A 17654-nucleotide genomic window follows, 5' to 3' on the forward strand; every position below is an offset into this window, starting at 1 on the left:
CGAAAAAACAAATACAGATATGAAGTTGCAGGATTTACTTAAAAACATAGATGTAATAGAAATAAAGGGAGAACAGGATATAAATGTAACCGGAGTTTTTACAGACTCCCGCAAGGCAACTCCCGGATCGGTTTTCATTGCCCTCAAAGGCGTTCAGGTGGATGGTCATCTATATATAAAAAACGCTTTGGAACTAGGAGCTAAAGTTATTCTTCACGAAAGCAAAATAGATACTTCTAACGAAGGAATCACATATATAAAAGTAAAAGACAGTGCCGATGCTGCCGGAAAAATAGCTACACATTGGTATGGCGATCCGTCAAACAATCTGAAACTAGTAGGCGTAACAGGCACAAACGGAAAAACAACAACAGCCACACTCCTTTATGAGATGTTCCGCAAGCTGGGATATAAAGTAGGTTTGTTATCTACTGTAGCCAATTATATAGATGGCAAAGTATATCATGCCACACATACTACCCCCGACCCTATTTCGTTGAACGAAATGCTCAAAAACATGGTAGATGCAGGGTGCGAATATGCCTTTATGGAAGTAAGCTCGCACGCCATTCATCAAAAACGTATAAGTGGTCTAAAATTCGAAGGGGGAATATTTACCAACCTTACCCAAGACCATTTGGACTACCATAAAACAATGGGCGAATACCTAAAAGCGAAGAAAGCTTTCTTTGACCAACTACCCGAAACAGCATTCGCTCTTACCAATATCGATGATAAAAACGGATTGGTAATGTTACAAAATACAAAGGCTAAAACAAGTACTTATTCTGTTCATTCTTTAGCTGATTTCAAAGCACGAATCATCGAAAAACACTTTGATGGTACTGCAATAGAGATCAATGGCAAAGAACTGCAAGTACAGTTTGTGGGAGTATTTAATGTATACAACCTGCTTGCTGTTTACGGGGCAACCATATTACTAGGACAAAGTCCGGAAGAAGCCTTGCTTGTACTTAGCACGTTGAAACCGGTATCAGGTCGATTCGAGACAATCCGTTCAACTGAAGGCTTTACAGCTATTGTAGATTATGCCCATACGCCCGATGCTCTTACCAATGTATTGGAAGCAATACACGAGGTATTGGAAGGAAACGGTCGTGTAATAACAGTTGTAGGTTGCGGAGGAAACAGAGATAAGACAAAACGTCCGATCATGGCACGCGAAGCTGTTCGTTTGAGCGATCAGGTTATACTCACGTCCGACAACCCTCGCTACGAAGAGCCGCAAGCTATAATCAACGATATGGCAGACGGGCTCAACAGCGAACAATTGAAAAAAGCACTTCTGATTGTAGAACGTGAACAGGCAATAAAAACAGCATGCGCACTGGCTAAAACGGGAGATGTAATCCTTATTGCAGGGAAAGGGCACGAAGATTATCAAGATGTGAAAGGTGTAAAACATCATTTTGATGATAAAGAAATAGTTAAGAACATTTTTGGAGAATAACTAGAAAAATCAGAAAGACAAAATGCTATATTATTTATTCGATTACTTAGACAAATTAGATTTCCCTGGTGCAGGGATGTTTCGCTATGTCTCATTCAGGGCAGCGATGGCTGTGATATTCTCCTTGCTGATTTCTACAATTATAGGAAGACGGATCATCGACAAATTGCAAAAGCTGCAAATCGGTGAAACAGTCCGTAATCTTGGTCTTGAAGGACAACTAAGTAAAAAAGGAACCCCTACCATGGGTGGTGTTATCATTATTATAGCAATACTAACACCTGTACTACTTTTTGCCCGAATAGACAATGTATATATCATTCTCATGTTGATCACAACAATATGGCTTGGTGCACTGGGCTTTCTGGACGACTATATAAAAGTTTTCAAAAAAGATAAAGAAGGGTTACAAGGTAAATTTAAAATAGTGGCACAGGTCGGACTGGGATTGATAGTGGGTCTGACAATATACCTGAGCCCCGATATAATTATCCGGGAGAATATAGAATACCGTAATCAGGACAATGTAATAGAGCGTGTAAGCTATGTAGCTGAAGGAGTAAAATCCACTCAGACAACAATCCCATTTATGAAAAATAACAACCTCGACTACGAGGATCTTGTTGGCTTTATGGGAGAATATGCCGAACCGGCAGCATGGATACTGTTTGTTTTCATTGTTATTTTTATTGTAACTGCCGTGTCCAATGGTGCCAACCTTACCGACGGACTCGATGGATTGGCAGCCGGAAGCTCTGCCATTATCGGGGTAACACTCGGGATACTCGCGTATGTTTCCGGGCACATGGAGTTTGCGTCTTATCTCAACATTATGTTTATACCCGGTAGCCAGGAACTCGTAATATTTGCCGCTGCATTTATAGGAGCTACGATTGGTTTCCTTTGGTATAACGCCTTCCCTGCGCAGGTCTTCATGGGAGATACGGGTAGTCTGACATTAGGGGGAATTATCGGTGTTTTTGCCGTTGTTATTCACAAAGAATTGCTACTCCCTATACTTTGCGGAATATTCTTTGTTGAGAGTATTTCGGTAATGATGCAAGTGGCATTCTTTAAATTCACAAAGAAAAAATACGGAGAAGGCAGACGTGTTTTCAAAATGACTCCTTTGCACCATCATTTTCAGAAAGCAGGAAATTCGGGAATACAAGCCTTGTTTCAAAAACCAATAGGGCCTATACCCGAGTCGAAGATTGTAGTGCGTTTTTGGATTATTGGAATTATTCTGGCAGTACTTACATTGGCAACATTAAAAATGCGATAAAAATAAATGATGAACAAGATTATCATATTAGGAGGAGGAGAGAGTGGCGTAGGCTCAGCGATACTGGCACAAGCAAAAGGATTTGATGTTTTTTTGTCTGACAGCGGGCCGTTAAAAGACCAGTACAAAGCCGAACTCGATCAGTATGGCATCCCTTACGAGGAAAAAGGACATACCGAAGACCTCATACTGGCTGCATCCGAGATCATCAAGAGCCCGGGCATTCCTAATTATGCACCTCTTGTTCACAAAGCAGCAGAGAAAGGTATTCCTATCCTATCGGAGATGGAATTTGCCAAACGCTACACATCGGCAAAAATGATCTGTATTACAGGCAGTAATGGGAAGACAACCACTACCAGCCTCATCTATCATATACTGAAATCGGCAGGACTAAATGTAGGTCTTGGAGGTAACATCGGAAGAAGTTTTGCACGTCAGGTAGCAGAAGATAATTTCGACTATTATGTATTGGAACTAAGTAGTTTCCAGCTGGAAAACATGTACTCGTTTAAAGCAGATATCGCCATTCTTTTAAATATAACCCCCGATCATCTCGACAGATACGATCATGATATGCAAAAGTATGTTGATGCCAAAATGCGTATTGTACAAAACCAAACAGAAGAAGATGCTTTTATATTTTGGGAAGAAGACCCGATTGTAAGCAAAGAAATACAAAAGCTGGTATCGAAAGGCAAGCAATATACATTTGCCGACCACAAAGTGGGTAATGCTATTGCATACCCTGAAAACAATGAAATAAAAATAGATACTCCTAAATCGGTTTTCATTATGAAAGAAGATTTACTAGCACTCGAAGGAACACATAACCTGTATAACTCACTTGCATCAGGCATCACGGCAAAGTTGCTGGATATAACCGATGAAAACCTGCGTCACTCGCTTAGTGACTTCCAAGGAGTAGAACATCGCCTTGAAAAAGTAGCCAGAGTGAGAGGTATACAGTTTATAAACGACTCCAAGGCGACTAATGTTAATTCGTGCTGGTATGCTTTACAAAGCATGAAAACGAAGGTTGTCCTTATTTTAGGAGGAACAGATAAGGGAAATGACTATACAGAGATCGAACAATTGGTTAAAGATAAAGTTCGCGCTTTGGTTTTCCTCGGAGTTGACAACAGTAAGCTGCATAAATTCTTTGATGGTAAAATAGACAATATTGTAGATACCTCATCAATGAAGGATGCAGTAGAAAAATCTTACGCATTGGCTCAAGAAGGAGATACGGTTTTGCTATCGCCTTGCTGCGCCAGTTTCGACCTCTTCCAAAATTATGAGGATAGAGGTGATCAGTTTAAAGAATACGTCAGAAAACTGTAATCAAAAATGGAATTCAATTTTTTAGGGCGGGCATTCAAAGGAGATAAAGTTATATGGTGCATATTTATCGCACTGTGTATTATCTCTTTGCTTGAAGTATTTAGTGCTACAAGTACAATTGCCTACCGTCAACATAGCCACTGGGCACCGATTCTGCGACATGCGGCATTCCTGCTTATTGGTTTTGCCCTCGTGATGTTTTTGCAGAGGGTTCCCAGCAAATATTTTTCAGTATTGCTATTGGGAATACCGCTATCTGCTGTTCTCCTTGTTATCACCATGTTTATGGGGCAAGATGTGAATGGGGCACAACGCTGGCTTGGAATCGGAGCATTTACGATACAACCTTCCGAGTTTGCTAAAATTTCGGCAATCGGTTTTGTCTCCTTCTTTTTAAGTAAGATGAAGCCTGATAATGAAGGTTGGATATTCAAAACCCTCATTATTGGTATCGGAGCCTTATGCTTGCTTATTGCACCCGAAAACTTATCTACGGCATGTCTCCTTTTTGGCGTCTGCTTTATGCTTATGTTTATCGGACAGGTCAGCCTCAGGAAGTTAGGATTGATTGCTTTTGTTGGGCTTGCTGCTGTAGCTATTTTGCTAGGCAGCCTTACGCTCCTACCCGACTCTTTTGCAAAAGAGTATTTACCGGGACGTTTGGCTACATGGAAAAACCGTATAGAAAGGCACTCGGAAGAAGATAAAGAGATGAGGAACGCCGACGGAACTATTGCTTATAAAATAACTGACGACAATTATCAGGTATCACATGCCAAGATTGCTATAGCCAACGGTGGTATAATCGGCTTGCCAGGAAGCGGTGTGGAACGAGACTTTCTTCCACAGGCCTACTCCGACTTTATCTTTGCCATCATCCTTGAAGAAACAGGACTGCTTGGGGGGCTATTCGTCTTGCTCTTATATGTCGCTCTGATGTTCAGGTGTGGCGTTCTGGCTTCAAAATGCGAAAAGAAGTTCCCGAGATATCTTATACTCGGGTCTGCACTTATACTCACAATACAGGCTTTGGCTAATATGGCCGTAGCCGTCAATTTGATTCCTGTTACAGGACAACCTCTGCCTCTGGTAAGCCGGGGTGGAACGTCTACCATTATCACATGTGCCTATTTTGGCATTATTCTGGCATGCTCATCCCGACTCAATGACTCAGATCATGAAGATGTGGACGAAAGCATTGCCAATATAGATTTTGAACCCTATGTAAAAGATACAGAAGAACAATGAAAAATCTGAGAGTTATTATTAGCGGAGGTGGAACAGGAGGTCATATATTTCCGGCAATAGCTATTGCCAACACCATCAAAAAACGTTACGCTGACTCCGAAATACTTTTTGTGGGAGCCGAAGGACGCATGGAAATGGAAAAAGTTCCAAACGCAGGATACAAAATAGAAGGGTTAAATGTAGTCGGGATTAGCAGAAAAAATCCGATCAAGATATTTTCTACAATCTGGAAATTTCAGAAAAGCCTCAATCGGGCTAGCAAAATCATAAAAGAATTTAATCCCGATATCGTGATTGGCGTGGGAGGATATGCCAGTGGCCCAACGTTGTATAAGGCAAGTAAACTAGGTATCCCTACCCTCATCCAAGAGCAGAATTCGTATGCCGGAATTACAAACAAGTTCTTAGGCAAGAAGGCTTCCAGTATATGTGTCGCCTACGAAAATATGGAAAGATTCTTTCCGAAAGATAAAATAGTGATGACCGGCAACCCTTGTCGTGAAGAATTATTATCATCGAATATAACGAAAGAAGATGGCTATACAGAGTTTAACCTCGACCCGAATAAAAAAACAATTCTGGTTGTAGGTGGCAGCCTTGGTTCGAGAACAATAAACAAAAGTATATTTAGCGGAATAGAAGCTTTGTCTGAGTCAGACATACAAATCATTTGGCAATGTGGGAAACTATACTTTTTCGAACTGAATATGGATCTGGCATCGAAAGGAAATCCGCAGAATATTCATATCCATGAATTCATTTCCCGAATGGATTTAGCATATAAAGCAGCCGATTTGGTCATTTCAAGAGCAGGTGCAAGCTCTATCTCCGAACTATGCTTGTTGGGCAAACCGGTTATTCTTGTTCCTTCTCCAAATGTATCGGAAGATCATCAAACCAAAAATGCAATGGCACTGGTAAATAAAGATGCCGCTATCCTCATAAAGGATATTGAAGCAAATGATTTGCTGATTAAAACAGCTTTGGAGACAATAAAGGATAAGGACAAATTAAAAACTCTATCGGAAAATATTTTAAAATTGGCGCAACATGATTCGGCAAACCGAATTGTAGACGAAGCAATAAGACTAATAAAGCGAAAATAAAACATGAATAATATAAAAGCAGTATACTTCATCGGAATCGGTGGCATCGGAATGAGCAATCTGGCTCGCTACTTTATGTCGAAAGGCAAAAAAGTAGCAGGCTATGATCGTACCGAAACACCATTGACAAAAGAACTGGTAAAAGAAGGCGCAGAAATTCACTATTCGGACAGTGTAAGCCTGATACCCGAATACTGCAAAGACAAAGATACGACATTAGTGGTATATACTCCGGCTGTTCCATCCGAAAACGAAGAAGTTATATATTTCCACGAGCAGAATTTTACGATACAGAAGCGTGCTCAGGTTTTAGGAACTATCACCAAATCGAGCAAAGCTCTCTGTTGTGCAGGAACACACGGAAAGACAACAACATCAAGTATGCTGGCTCACATCCTTAAACAATCGCACCTCGATTGTAATGCTTTCTTAGGGGGTATCCTGAAAAACTATAGCAGCAATCTTATGCTTTCAGATAAGAGTGAGTTTACCGTTATCGAAGCTGATGAGTATGACCGCTCTTTCCACTGGTTGCATCCGTATATGGCTCTTATTACTTCTGTAGACCCAGACCATCTGGATATCTATGGAACGGAAGAAGAGTATCTCAAAAGCTTTGAGAAATTCACCACCCTCATTCAACAAGGAGGAGTGTTGGTGATGAAACACAATATAAAACTTTCGCCCAAAGTTGGAGAAGATGTTAAGGTATATACCTACTCTGAAGATAAAGGAGACTTCCATGCAAAGAATATAAAAATAGGGAACGGTGAAATTCGTTTCGACTTTGTTACTCCAAAGGAAGTAATAGACAACATACAGCTTGGCGTTCCTGTTAGAATCAATATAGAGAATAGCATCGGAGCAATGGCTCTGGCATGGCTCAATGGTGCTACACCTGACGAACTGCGACATGCTATGTTTACATTTCAGGGGGCGAAGCGTCGTTTCGATTTTATCCTTAAAACAGATAAGATCGTGATGATAGACGACTATGCACACCACCCTCAAGAGCTGGCAGCGAGCATTACATCTGTAAAGGAATTATATCCTGACCGTAAGGTTACAGGCGTTTTTCAGCCTCACCTCTATAGCCGGACAAAAGATTTTGCCGATGAGTTTGCAAAGAGTCTTTCTTTGCTTGACGAACTCATTTTACTGGATATATATCCTGCAAGGGAAAAACCGATAGAAGGTGTGACTTCAAAAATAATTTTCGACAAGGTTACCTGTCCTAAAACATTGTGTAACAAGCAAGAATTATTACCTTTATTGGAAAATAAAAATGATGTTGAGGTTCTATTAACAGTCGGAGCAGGAGATATCGATCAATTGTTGGAAGCAATAAAAGAAGTTTTAGAAGAGAAATGATAAAAAAAATATTAGTCATCGGAGGAATATGCCTTCTTGCAGGCTATCTTATTTTCTCGGCTTTTTATTTCGAAAAAAAGCCGCAGGATGACTTTTGCACAAGTTTTGAAGTAGAAATAAAAAATAGCGCCGAGGGCAATAAGTTTATCGAAACAAAAGATATTGTAAGTTATATCAAAGATAAAGGACTTGATCCTACAGGCAAACAATTAAAAAACATTAATACAAACAAGATAGAAGAGGCCATAATGGCCAATCAGCTGATAAAAGAAGCCAACGTATTTGTTACAAACAATAGAGCTGTAAAAGTCGTAATTGAAGAGCGGAAGCCGATTCTACGTGTTATAAGCAGCCTCGGAGGAAACTATTATATAGATAATGCGGGCAATAAAATGCCTCTTTCTAATCGCTCTACGGCATACCTCCCTATAGCAACAGGAGCAATAAAAGAAGAGTTTGCAAAGACCGACTTATATAAATTTGCATTATTTTTGCATAATGATGAGTTTTGGAATGCACAAATTGAACAAATAGTCGTACTACCTAACCAGGATATTAAATTAATACCCCGTGTCGGTGATCATCAGGTCATACTAGGCAGTGTGGACGGATGTAAAGAGAAGCTTGCCAAATTGCTCACCTTTTATCAAAACGGGCTTAACGAGACCGGGTGGAATAAATATTCAGTCATAAATCTGAAGTTTAACAAACAAGTTGTTTGTACAAAACGTTGAATAAAGAACAAGATCTGGACAATTCTTTCGAATTGGACTGTAAAGGAGAAGAAGATATATGGAACAATCAGGATTTATTGTAGGTATTGACCTTGGCACATCAAAAATTGTTGGTGTACTGGGACGTAAGAATGAACAAGGCGTTATTTCCATCTTGGCATCGGAATGTATACCTGCCGATTCATGTGTAAAATATGGGACAATATATAATATAGATGATGCCGCAGGCAAAATCAAAGGACTTATCCACCTGTTAGAAAACAAGACAGGTAAGAAAATAGGAAAAGCTTATGTTTCTGTTGCCGGAAAATCACTTCGGGCAATAGAACACAAAGAGACTAAATTGCTCGATGGTACTACCCCTATCACATTTGCTATACTCGACGGGATGGAACAGCAAGCGAAGCTGAACAAGCCCGATTTCTTTGCCAACTATAGCGTCCTTGCTCCCGAATATTACCTTGACGGACAATACGAAGAAGACCCGATTGATAAGGTTGCTTCTGTAATTGAAGGTCATTATCGTTTGGTTATCGGACGTCCTAATATAAAAAGTAATCTTGCAAAAAGTACAGAGAAGGCTCAGATTGAAATTGCCGGATTTATTGTAGGCCCTGTAGCCGCAGGTGCTCTCGTTCTGGAAGAACAAGACAGACAAGCTGGATGTGCTCTGGTCGATTTTGGCGCAGGCACTACTACATTATCCATATATAAGGGCGGATTGCTTCGCTATATGGCAGTTATTCCGTTCGGAGGACGTACGATTACGAAAGATGTTCAGGGATTAGGCTTTGTTTTCGAATCTGCCGAAACATACAAAATACGTTATGCCAAATTAGGTAAAGAAAAAGCAAGACCAACCAGCGATACTTCAGCCGATATAGACCTTAGAGAGTTGAACAAAGTGATACAACTACGTCAGGACGAGATTATCTTGAACGTTATTCATCAGATAAAAGAATCAGGATTTGGAGATAAACTGGATGCCGGAATTATTATAATAGGTGGAGCATCGCAAATGACAGGGCTGGAAGAATATTTTGCAGACAAAGCACAACTTCCGGTAAAACGGGCAACACCAAAACGTGTATATATTAATAATGCAGCCGAATTACTGCAAAATCCGGTATATACACAGGCTCTTAGCTTACTGCTTTTTGCAAATGAAAATTGCGAAAGAAAGGAAGCATTCAGACCGGAACCTGTACCGGTTCAACAAACAACTCCTACCCCGCCTGCTCCCGAAATAGAGGAAGATGAGGATGAGGAAGAAGCTCCTAAGCCTAAGAAGGGAAAGAAAGATAAAAACAAAGGGCAAACATCGCTCTTTAGGTTCTTCGAAAAAGTACAAAACTTTGGAGGAACAGTATTCAACGATGAAGAATAATCGAAGTAAATCCCTTAAGTTATAACAAAACAAATACGCTAAGATATGGATGAAAAAATACTGGATTTTCAATTCCCAAGAAAAACTCAGACAATCATAAAGGTTATAGGTGTAGGTGGTGGTGGTGGTAACGCCGTAAATCACATGTTTAATGAAGGTATACATGATGTATCGTTTGCATTGTGCAATACCGATAATCAAGCATTATGCGAATCTCCGGTAGAAACACGTGTCCAACTGGGAAGAAAAACCACGGAAGGACTTGGAGCTGGAAACCGTCCTGAAGTTGCAAAAGCAGCGGCAGAAGAGAGCCGTGAAGATTTGGAAAAACTATTAGGAGACGGAACCAAAATGGTATTTATCACTGCCGGAATGGGAGGTGGTACCGGAACAGGAGCAGCGCCTGTAGTAGCACGTATTGCTAAAGATATGGGAATACTTACAGTTGGTATCGTTACCATACCATTTGTATTCGAAGGCCGTAAAAAGATTATACAAGCACTGAAAGGTGTAGAAAATATAGCACGCAACGTTGATGCACTGCTTGTAATAAACAATGAGAGACTGATTGATATCTATGCCGACCTGACTATCCCCAATGCTTTTGCAAAAGCTGATGATACGCTGACAATAGCAGCTAAAGGTATTGCGGAGATAATCACAGTACACGGACATATAAATCTGGACTTTGCCGATGTGAAAACCATTCTGAAAGATGGTGGAGTAGCCATTATGAGTAGCGGACGAGGCGAAGGAGAAAATCGTGTGGAAGATGCAATTGTAAACGCACTTCACTCTCCATTATTGAATAACAATGATGTATTTGATGCCAAGAAGATTCTATTCAATATCTATTCGAGCGAAGAAGAACCGCTAATAGTAGAAGAGATGGAAGCTGTTGCCAACTTTATGAAACGCTTTGGCCCAGAGATAGAAGTTATTTGGGGTACTGCTATAGACAAGAATCTAGGCAAACAGGTAAAAATAACCTTGCTGGCTACAGGATTCGGTATGTCGAGTATTCCCGGAATGGAAAGTGATCTTATCGAAATTGATGAGGAAGAAGAGGAAGAAAGAATCAGACAGGAAGAAGAAGAAAAACGCCGTATCAATGAAATGATTGAAAAACATTACGGAAAAGATGGTGTACAAACTGTAGCTGTTCGTTCTTCGTTTTTCGGACAAAAGCCAATTATCCTATCTACAGAAGAATTGGATAATGATAAGATTATTGACGCTTTGGAAAACACTCCGGTATTCAAACGTGATGAGAAATTCAACCCAAGCGAATACAAGCCGGAAATGAAGAAACAAGGTGGCCTTTTTAATGACTAAATCATAATAAAAAATACAACAATGAACTTATTTGATAAAGTAAGCGAAGATATCAAAGACGCAATGCGCGCAAAGGACAAAATAAGACTGGAAGCATTGCGGGGAGTAAAAAAGGAGTTTCTTGAAGCAAAAACAGCGAAAGGTGCTAATGATGAATTATCTGACGAAGCAGCAACTCTTATCTTGCAAAAGATGGTGAAGCAACGTAAAGATAGCGCAGAAATATATAAAAATCAGGGGCGTGACGATCTGGCCGGAGATGAATTAGCACAGATTGCTGTTATAGAAGCGTATCTGCCAAAGCAATTATCACAAGAAGAACTGGATGCAAGAATCACCGAAATTATAGCTCAAGTAGGAGCTTCATCTCCTGCGGATATGGGTAAAGTGATGGGTGTAGCGACAAAAGCTCTTGCAGGTATTGCTGCCGGAAAAGCTATTTCTGAAACAGTAAAAAAGCTGTTGAATAAATAACACTGGTATAATTTTATTATAAATACAAAAAGCAGAATATTCGAATATTCTGCTTTTTGTATCTTATAGAGTATGAGAAATGACCGTCTCCAGCATACTACTATTAAAAATAGATGCAGGAGAAACTACGATCTCATCTTTTGGTATTTTATCTCCGTATCGTTCTTTTAGTTTCTGTTGGACTTCTTCCCCTGTCAAGTCAAAGTCTCTCAAGTACTGCAGCTTGCCAACTTCAACTTCTGCGCCTCGCTTATAAATTTTCCAGACAAGCTCAGAACAGTATATTTTCTCGTCCGACCAGTCAAATGCAGAGTCATAACTTTTTCCTAAGAGTTTAGCCCCCTCCTCTTTCATTTTCTTCAGCGTGTTAAAGGTTAATATCTGATTTGCAATCCTTAGCCGTTTGATTACATAATGACCATCCTTTCCCTTTGCTACCCACTCATCTAAAGGAGTCAGCTTTACAGTTTCAGCAGCCTCATAGACATAGAATCTACCATTATTCTTATAAATAATGCCACAGTGAGAGTACTTTGAGTTTGTAGCTTGCTGAATAGCCTCACTCTGAGCCGAGAGTGAAGTCTGAAAGATTATATCGCCATCCTCTATCTGTTCTTCCCGAGTAGCTTTAGCCTTATCGGTAGAGACCGTCGTTGATGGATAAAAGTAGTAGGCACATAGCCCTAAAATAAAAAAGATAGTAAAGATGAGAGAGATAATTTTCGCCTTTCTCATAGATAAATAGTTTAAGATTTACTTGAACATTTTCTCTATTGCATCATCTTCGAGCATAGAGATAATTGTTTTTCCGTCAGGAGTATGTTTATATGCAGAGGAAGCAAAAAGCTGATCGACAATCTTATTCATCTCCTCTGTAGACAAAGTATGCCCATAAGGGATTGATGCAGCATAAGCCATCGAAAGTGCTAGTGCTTCGCGTATTTCCTCTTTTACATCGCTGCCGCTCTCTATACTCTTATTTATCATATTGTGCACAAGCTGTACAGAGTCTATATTTGTTATTTCGGCAGGCGTACCATTTATAGCATAAGAATTATTTCCTAAATGGCTCAAATCGAAGCCTACGGCCTCAAGATCGTCTGTCAGATAAGGCATCATAGCAGCCTCTGATGGAGACAGCTCGATAATCTCTGGGAATAGTGCACGTTGTGAGATGCCTCTTTTATGCTCTATCTGAGATAAAAACTGATCGAACAATATACGAATATGGGCACGATGCTGATCGATAAGCATTAGTCCCGATTTAACGGAGGTAAGGATATAGCGGTTCTTGTATTGATAATGTACCACCATTTCGGGAACTATCTTTTCAGAATCGCCTGTTTGTTGCTGACTAAAAATATCAACATCGGGGGCAAGCTCAGTAGAAAAATCAACAGTACTTTTATCACTTTCAAATCCTTTGTATAACTGATCCAAATCGAACTTTGGACGCTGATAGTTTGTCCTTGCAGGCGACTTGAATGGATTATATGACGGATCTACATTTACACGAGGCTGGGATATATTTTTTGAAGGATCGTGTATCGGTATATCTATAGCTCCTTCGGTATCAAAATCGATTGTAGGTACTTCATTAAACTTACCCAATGCCTCCTTGATGGCTGCGGTAAGAATTTGCCAGATAGGCTGTTCATTCTCAAACTTTATCTCTGTCTTTGTCGGATGTATATTTACATCGATAGTAGAAGGATCAACTTGAAAATAAATAAAATAGTTTGGATACTCGCCGTTCAGAATCAAAGGGTCGAATGCAGACTGTACAGCCTTATTAAAATATGCATGACGCATATACCTGTTATTCACAAAAAAGAACTGCTGGGCTCTGGCTTTTCGTGCCGATTCGGGCTTACCTATAAAGCCGGTTATCTTAGCCAGAGAAGTATCTATATCAATAGAGATAAGCTGCTGATTGAAGTTCTTACCTACAACATTTACGATACGCTGCCGCAAACCTCCGGCCGGGAACCTCAATACTTCTACATCATTATCTATAAAAGTAAATTCGATAGAAGGATTTACCAGAACAATACGCTCCAGTTCGGTAAGAATATTTCTACGTTCGGTATCGTTCGATTTTAAGAATTTACGACGGGCAGGAACATTATAGAATATATTCTTTACAGAAAAATTACTGCCTACAGGGCAAGCCACAGGCTCCTGGTTTTCGACTCTCGACCCTGCTATTTGCAGCAAAGTACCCAGTTCGTCTTCAGCTCTTCTTGTTTTAACTTCCACATGCGAAATAGCAGCAATAGAGGGCAAAGCCTCACCCCTGAACCCCATGGTGTGAAGATCAAACAAATCATCCGCCTTTCTTATCTTAGATGTAGCATGCCGTTCAAAGGCCATGCGGGCATCTGTTGCCGACATTCCTTTTCCGTTATCTATCACCTGAATCAGTGTACGCCCGGCATCCTTAATGATAAGCTGTATACTGTCTGCTCCGGCATCGATGGCATTTTCAACCAATTCCTTCACCACTGACGAAGGCCGTTGAATAACCTCTCCTGCCGCGATTTGATTGGCTATAGAATCGGGTAAAAGATGTATTATATCACTCATTATTATTCTATGGTTATTCTTCCCGATTAAAGACAGAGGTTTTACTCCGTTGAGGTTTTACATCTGATGCTTTACGAGAAACTTTCCTGAATATATCATCTTTATCTAAAGGTCGTAAATAATCGTACCAATAGAAATCTGTTAAACGCAATTGTTCTGGAGTAATCAGGTCGAAAGGTGTTGTTTTCCCTACAGATTTGGGCCAGGTAACAAGCTTCTCGAATGCACCATCCTTCATGAATATCTGTAGATAACTGCTTTCAAGCCAATTGAGAATACCTGACAGTTCCTTATTTTTCTCTTCGGGATACGATATTGTCTCCACATTACCTTCTGCTAATACTCTTTCAAGCTGTTTGTTCTGGAAGAAAAGCTTCATAGAACGCGATTTCAATTGATTGTAATGTAACGAGTCTTTCTGCTCTATCGAGAAACTATATCGTTTGACATGCATATGATCGATTGTGCTATCATTCATATAAATGTCTATCGTATCGCCATATAGCTGCCTGTTTGTATTCCACAGTATAGGGTCTTTATACATATGGAGTATAGAATCTCTTGAGTTGAACTGTAAAGAGTCACAAATACCCTGCATGTCGGAGCGATAGAAACGGACTCCGTAATATGCCTTTATCTCTCTGAAAGTAGTCACTTTAGGCTCTTCCTTTTTCCCGGGAGGTAATGCCGATGGCAAAGGTTCGAGCGAAGAAGATATATTTACCGGCTGAGTATGTAAGGAATCGGAATGAAGCTTACCTATAGAATCGCTATGTAAGGAATCCGCAGCTACTTTAGTATGCTTTTGTATCTTCTGATTGGTGGGTTTGATACTATCTACTATTGCAATCAGCTTAAGAGTATCGGCATGGATATATAGTGTATCGCCTTGCGAATATTCAACACAGTAAGCCGAATCGGTAGCCAGCGCATAATCTGTAAGCTCATTATAGAAACCATAATGTCCTCTTAGGATAACTTTTTTAGTCGTATCTTGCAAAAACATATTGCCAAATACCTCTCCATATCCTTTTGCCTTATGGTACGATATGGAATCTCCTCTCAATATACGATTACCCTGCTTGTTTACAATTGTAGATTGATCCAACAAGAGGGACTCCTCGGTTGCAGTATTGTACCAGCCTTTGCTGGAATAAATAATGCCACTGTCGGAAACAATTTTGGTAGGAGTATAGATTGTTGCAATCTTAGTATCCGTATTATATTTAAGACGATCGGAATATAACTTAAACTTATTGTTTACAAGAATCACACTATCCTTGAATGTTGCCAGCTTGAGTGCAGGCTCATATTGCCCCCAGTAGGACGTAAGCTCATTCAACGAATCGACGAGCATACCACCATCAAAGTAATAACCGATATTCATCATACGGTCATAATTTAAGCTGTCGGTAAACAGTGTTCCGCTACCATGTTCGAGGCGTACGTTCTCTCTGAACATTACAACCCTTGTATTTCCATCATAATGCATATAATTGCCGTAGAGAAATAGGGTATCGCCCTGTTCCATCCGTACGTTACTGAATGCATTAAAAGAGTTCATCTTTTCGTCATAGTAGGCACTGTCGCAATACAGATACGCCCCATCGTGAAAGAATATAACACTATCTTTCAATATCTTAACATCTGAACCCGCTCGGGTAAACAGTTCCTTACTAAATACAATGTCTATTACTTTCTGTTTTCCTTTTGCCTGTTGAGGTTTTTGCTGACTCTGAGGCTTTTGAGGCACCTGAAGGATATCCACATCCATATGCGGAGAAATCATCATCTGTGCCGATGCATAAATAGCAATCAGGCATAAAACACTGATTGCAGATATTCTATGCCTTTGCGTTATGTATGTAATAAATTTCTTAAACACCTGTTATATTTACTTGCTAGCCTGATCTTTTTTAATCCAGTCGGGATATTGGAAATCACAGTTTTCCCAATCCTTATCTATTCTTACATAAGTACTCTTTATTTTTGTTTGGAGCCACTTTTTCAGAACCTCTTCATGCTTCTTGTTTTCTACAATCGCCTTCAATGTCTGATAGTCGTCAGAAACATTTGCGACATGTCCTTCAGTCTTGCTTTTCAATTTTATAATAGCAACAACTTCTTTACCGCTATTCTGCTTCATTGTGAATGCAGGCGATATATCTCCTACTTTCATATTGTTTACTATCTTACCTATTTCGGTAGGTAGTTCTTCCATTGTAAAGCGAGGAGTGCCGTAGTTTGTACTCTCTTTGTAGTTTACCATCAGCCCGTTATTCTTCCTTGTATTTTTATCGAAAGATAATACTGTAGCATCTTCGAATGTAAACTTATTTGCCCTAATATCGTTTGCAATAGAGTCTAGTCTGAATTTTGCTTTATTCATATCTTCTGTCGATACCTTCGGACGAAGCAGTATGTGGCGGAAGTTAGCCCTATCACCTCTTCTTTCTATCAATTGAATGATATGGAAGCCGTATTCAGTCTCTACAATATTTGATACTTTTTTAGGATCAGACAAAGAAAATCCTACACTTGAGAATTCCGGCAATAACTCGGCACGTCCCATAAAACCCAGTTCACCACCATTGGGTGCCGAACCCGGATCTTCAGAATACATGATTGCTAAAGTAGCAAAGTCGGCAGTTCCGGAGTTTATCCTGTTTGTATAATCTCTCAGCCGATCTTTTACCTGATCAATATCTTTTAATGGAATCACAGGTTCATTCGTAATAATCTGCACTTCAACCATTGTCGGGATATAAGGCAAACTATCTTTTGGTAGCTGAGCATAATATTTTCGAACTTCGGAAGGTGTCAGATTGGTCTTTTTACCCACCAAGCTCTTCTTTACTTCTGAAACCAGATATTCATTACGAATTTGTTCGCGCCATTCGTCCCTGAGCTGTGACATAGTAGAGCCTAAGTATTCTTCGGCTTTCTCTTTTGAACCCAGATTGGCAATAACATTATTCTCGTATCTCGATAGCTGGCTGTTAACTGCTGATGCCGGCACTTCTATACTATCTATCTTTGCCTGATCGAGGAACAGCTTTTGAACAGCAAGTTGCTCCGGAATCAAACAATAAGGGTCTCCCTCGATGCGTTCTCCGCGAGACAACATCCCCAAGCGAACTTTTTCAACATCCGATTTCAGGATAGCTTCATCCCCTACTACCCATATTATTTCATCTATAACATTATTCTGAGCATAGGATAAAATACCCGACCCCAATAGTATTATTAATAAAATTAATTTTCTTGCCTTTTGCATCATTTTTGTCTGTTTATTAAAAAGTGGCGTAAATAT

Annotated in this window: 14 protein-coding genes; 10 read left to right on the forward strand and 4 right to left on the reverse strand. The window is 39.9% G+C overall.

All coding sequences use genetic code 11. The features are described 5' to 3' along the window. The first annotated feature begins 19 nt into the window (after window positions 1–19). From LDB17_RS04625 to LDB17_RS04670, 10 genes are read left to right on the forward strand one after another with little or no spacing between them, the layout of a single operon-like run. Window positions 20–1471, forward strand: a complete 1452-nt coding sequence (locus LDB17_RS04625; RefSeq protein WP_252637191.1) for a UDP-N-acetylmuramoyl-L-alanyl-D-glutamate--2,6-diaminopimelate ligase — start codon at window positions 20–22, stop codon at window positions 1469–1471. A 22-nt stretch (window positions 1472–1493) separates the two neighbouring features. Continuing rightward, window positions 1494–2756, forward strand: a complete 1263-nt coding sequence (gene mraY / locus LDB17_RS04630) for a phospho-N-acetylmuramoyl-pentapeptide-transferase (RefSeq protein WP_135106750.1) — start codon at window positions 1494–1496, stop codon at window positions 2754–2756. Between the two features lie 6 nt (window positions 2757–2762). Then, the gene (gene murD, locus LDB17_RS04635; protein WP_252637189.1) at window positions 2763–4100 is read left to right on the forward strand and encodes a UDP-N-acetylmuramoyl-L-alanine--D-glutamate ligase; all 1338 of its coding nucleotides are present in this window, start codon (window positions 2763–2765) and stop codon (window positions 4098–4100) included. 6 nt (window positions 4101–4106) lie between these two features. Further along, window positions 4107–5348, forward strand: coding sequence for an FtsW/RodA/SpoVE family cell cycle protein (locus LDB17_RS04640; RefSeq protein ID WP_252637188.1), 1242 nt, complete (start codon window positions 4107–4109; stop codon window positions 5346–5348). Continuing rightward, complete coding sequence (gene murG, locus LDB17_RS04645) at window positions 5345–6454, forward strand: undecaprenyldiphospho-muramoylpentapeptide beta-N-acetylglucosaminyltransferase (protein ID WP_252637186.1); 1110 nt, start codon at window positions 5345–5347, stop codon at window positions 6452–6454. The genes LDB17_RS04640 and murG overlap by 4 nt, the downstream gene beginning before the upstream one ends. Window positions 6455–6457: 3 nt before the next feature. Further along, the gene (murC, locus tag LDB17_RS04650; RefSeq protein WP_252637184.1) at window positions 6458–7825 is read left to right on the forward strand and encodes a UDP-N-acetylmuramate--L-alanine ligase; all 1368 of its coding nucleotides are present in this window, start codon (window positions 6458–6460) and stop codon (window positions 7823–7825) included. Then, a complete protein-coding gene (locus LDB17_RS04655; RefSeq protein ID WP_252637182.1) occupies window positions 7822–8559 on the forward strand; it encodes a cell division protein FtsQ/DivIB in 738 nt (245 codons plus the stop codon). Before murC ends, LDB17_RS04655 begins: the two co-directional genes overlap by 4 nt. A 58-nt stretch (window positions 8560–8617) precedes the next feature. Beyond that, the gene (gene ftsA / locus LDB17_RS04660; protein WP_252637180.1) at window positions 8618–9946 is read left to right on the forward strand and encodes a cell division protein FtsA; all 1329 of its coding nucleotides are present in this window, start codon (window positions 8618–8620) and stop codon (window positions 9944–9946) included. A gap of 45 nt (window positions 9947–9991) precedes the next feature. After that, a complete protein-coding gene (ftsZ, locus tag LDB17_RS04665) occupies window positions 9992–11281 on the forward strand; it encodes a cell division protein FtsZ (RefSeq protein ID WP_252637179.1) in 1290 nt (429 codons plus the stop codon). Window positions 11282–11302: 21 nt separating this feature from the next. Further along, complete coding sequence (locus LDB17_RS04670) at window positions 11303–11755, forward strand: GatB/YqeY domain-containing protein (RefSeq protein WP_252637177.1); 453 nt, start codon at window positions 11303–11305, stop codon at window positions 11753–11755. Between the two features lie 63 nt (window positions 11756–11818). Here the strand turns inward: LDB17_RS04670 and LDB17_RS04675 are convergent, their stop codons facing one another. The 4 genes from LDB17_RS04675 to LDB17_RS04690 form a co-directional block, all read right to left on the reverse strand. Then, on the reverse strand, window positions 11819–12490 hold the full coding sequence (locus LDB17_RS04675; RefSeq protein ID WP_252637175.1) for a YiiX family permuted papain-like enzyme: 672 nt from the start codon (window positions 12488–12490) through the stop codon (window positions 11819–11821). Between the two features lie 18 nt (window positions 12491–12508). Next, a complete protein-coding gene (mutL, locus tag LDB17_RS04680) occupies window positions 12509–14341 on the reverse strand; it encodes a DNA mismatch repair endonuclease MutL (protein ID WP_252637173.1) in 1833 nt (610 codons plus the stop codon). Between the two features lie 13 nt (window positions 14342–14354). Further along, window positions 14355–16130 carry an OstA-like protein gene (locus LDB17_RS04685; protein ID WP_393924916.1) on the reverse strand — a complete coding sequence of 592 codons (1776 nt, stop codon included), beginning with the start codon at window positions 16128–16130 and terminating at the stop codon, window positions 14355–14357. 105 nt (window positions 16131–16235) lie between these two features. Then, window positions 16236–17621 carry a peptidylprolyl isomerase gene (locus LDB17_RS04690; protein ID WP_252637170.1) on the reverse strand — a complete coding sequence of 462 codons (1386 nt, stop codon included), beginning with the start codon at window positions 17619–17621 and terminating at the stop codon, window positions 16236–16238. Window positions 17622–17654: the final 33 nt, after the last annotated feature.

It is taken from the genome of Dysgonomonas sp. Shenzhen-Wh21 (assembly GCF_043392705.1).
Taxonomy (GTDB): domain Bacteria; phylum Bacteroidota; class Bacteroidia; order Bacteroidales; family Dysgonomonadaceae; genus Dysgonomonas.

Coding starts and splice junctions, on each gene's coding strand:
- LDB17_RS04625 (WP_252637191.1), top strand. CDS start 20: ATGAAGTTGCAGGATTTACTTAAAAACATAGATGTAATAGAAATAAAG.
- mraY (WP_135106750.1), top strand. CDS start 1,494: ATGCTATATTATTTATTCGATTACTTAGACAAATTAGATTTCCCTGGT.
- murD (WP_252637189.1), top strand. CDS start 2,763: ATGATGAACAAGATTATCATATTAGGAGGAGGAGAGAGTGGCGTAGGC.
- LDB17_RS04640 (WP_252637188.1), top strand. CDS start 4,107: ATGGAATTCAATTTTTTAGGGCGGGCATTCAAAGGAGATAAAGTTATA.
- murG (WP_252637186.1), top strand. CDS start 5,345: ATGAAAAATCTGAGAGTTATTATTAGCGGAGGTGGAACAGGAGGTCAT.
- murC (WP_252637184.1), top strand. CDS start 6,458: ATGAATAATATAAAAGCAGTATACTTCATCGGAATCGGTGGCATCGGA.
- LDB17_RS04655 (WP_252637182.1), top strand. CDS start 7,822: ATGATAAAAAAAATATTAGTCATCGGAGGAATATGCCTTCTTGCAGGC.
- ftsA (WP_252637180.1), top strand. CDS start 8,618: ATGGAACAATCAGGATTTATTGTAGGTATTGACCTTGGCACATCAAAA.
- ftsZ (WP_252637179.1), top strand. CDS start 9,992: ATGGATGAAAAAATACTGGATTTTCAATTCCCAAGAAAAACTCAGACA.
- LDB17_RS04670 (WP_252637177.1), top strand. CDS start 11,303: ATGAACTTATTTGATAAAGTAAGCGAAGATATCAAAGACGCAATGCGC.
- LDB17_RS04675 (WP_252637175.1), bottom strand. CDS start 12,490: ATGAGAAAGGCGAAAATTATCTCTCTCATCTTTACTATCTTTTTTATT.
- mutL (WP_252637173.1), bottom strand. CDS start 14,341: ATGAGTGATATAATACATCTTTTACCCGATTCTATAGCCAATCAAATC.
- LDB17_RS04685 (WP_393924916.1), bottom strand. CDS start 16,130: ATGATTTCTCCGCATATGGATGTGGATATCCTTCAGGTGCCTCAAAAG.
- LDB17_RS04690 (WP_252637170.1), bottom strand. CDS start 17,621: ATGATGCAAAAGGCAAGAAAATTAATTTTATTAATAATACTATTGGGG.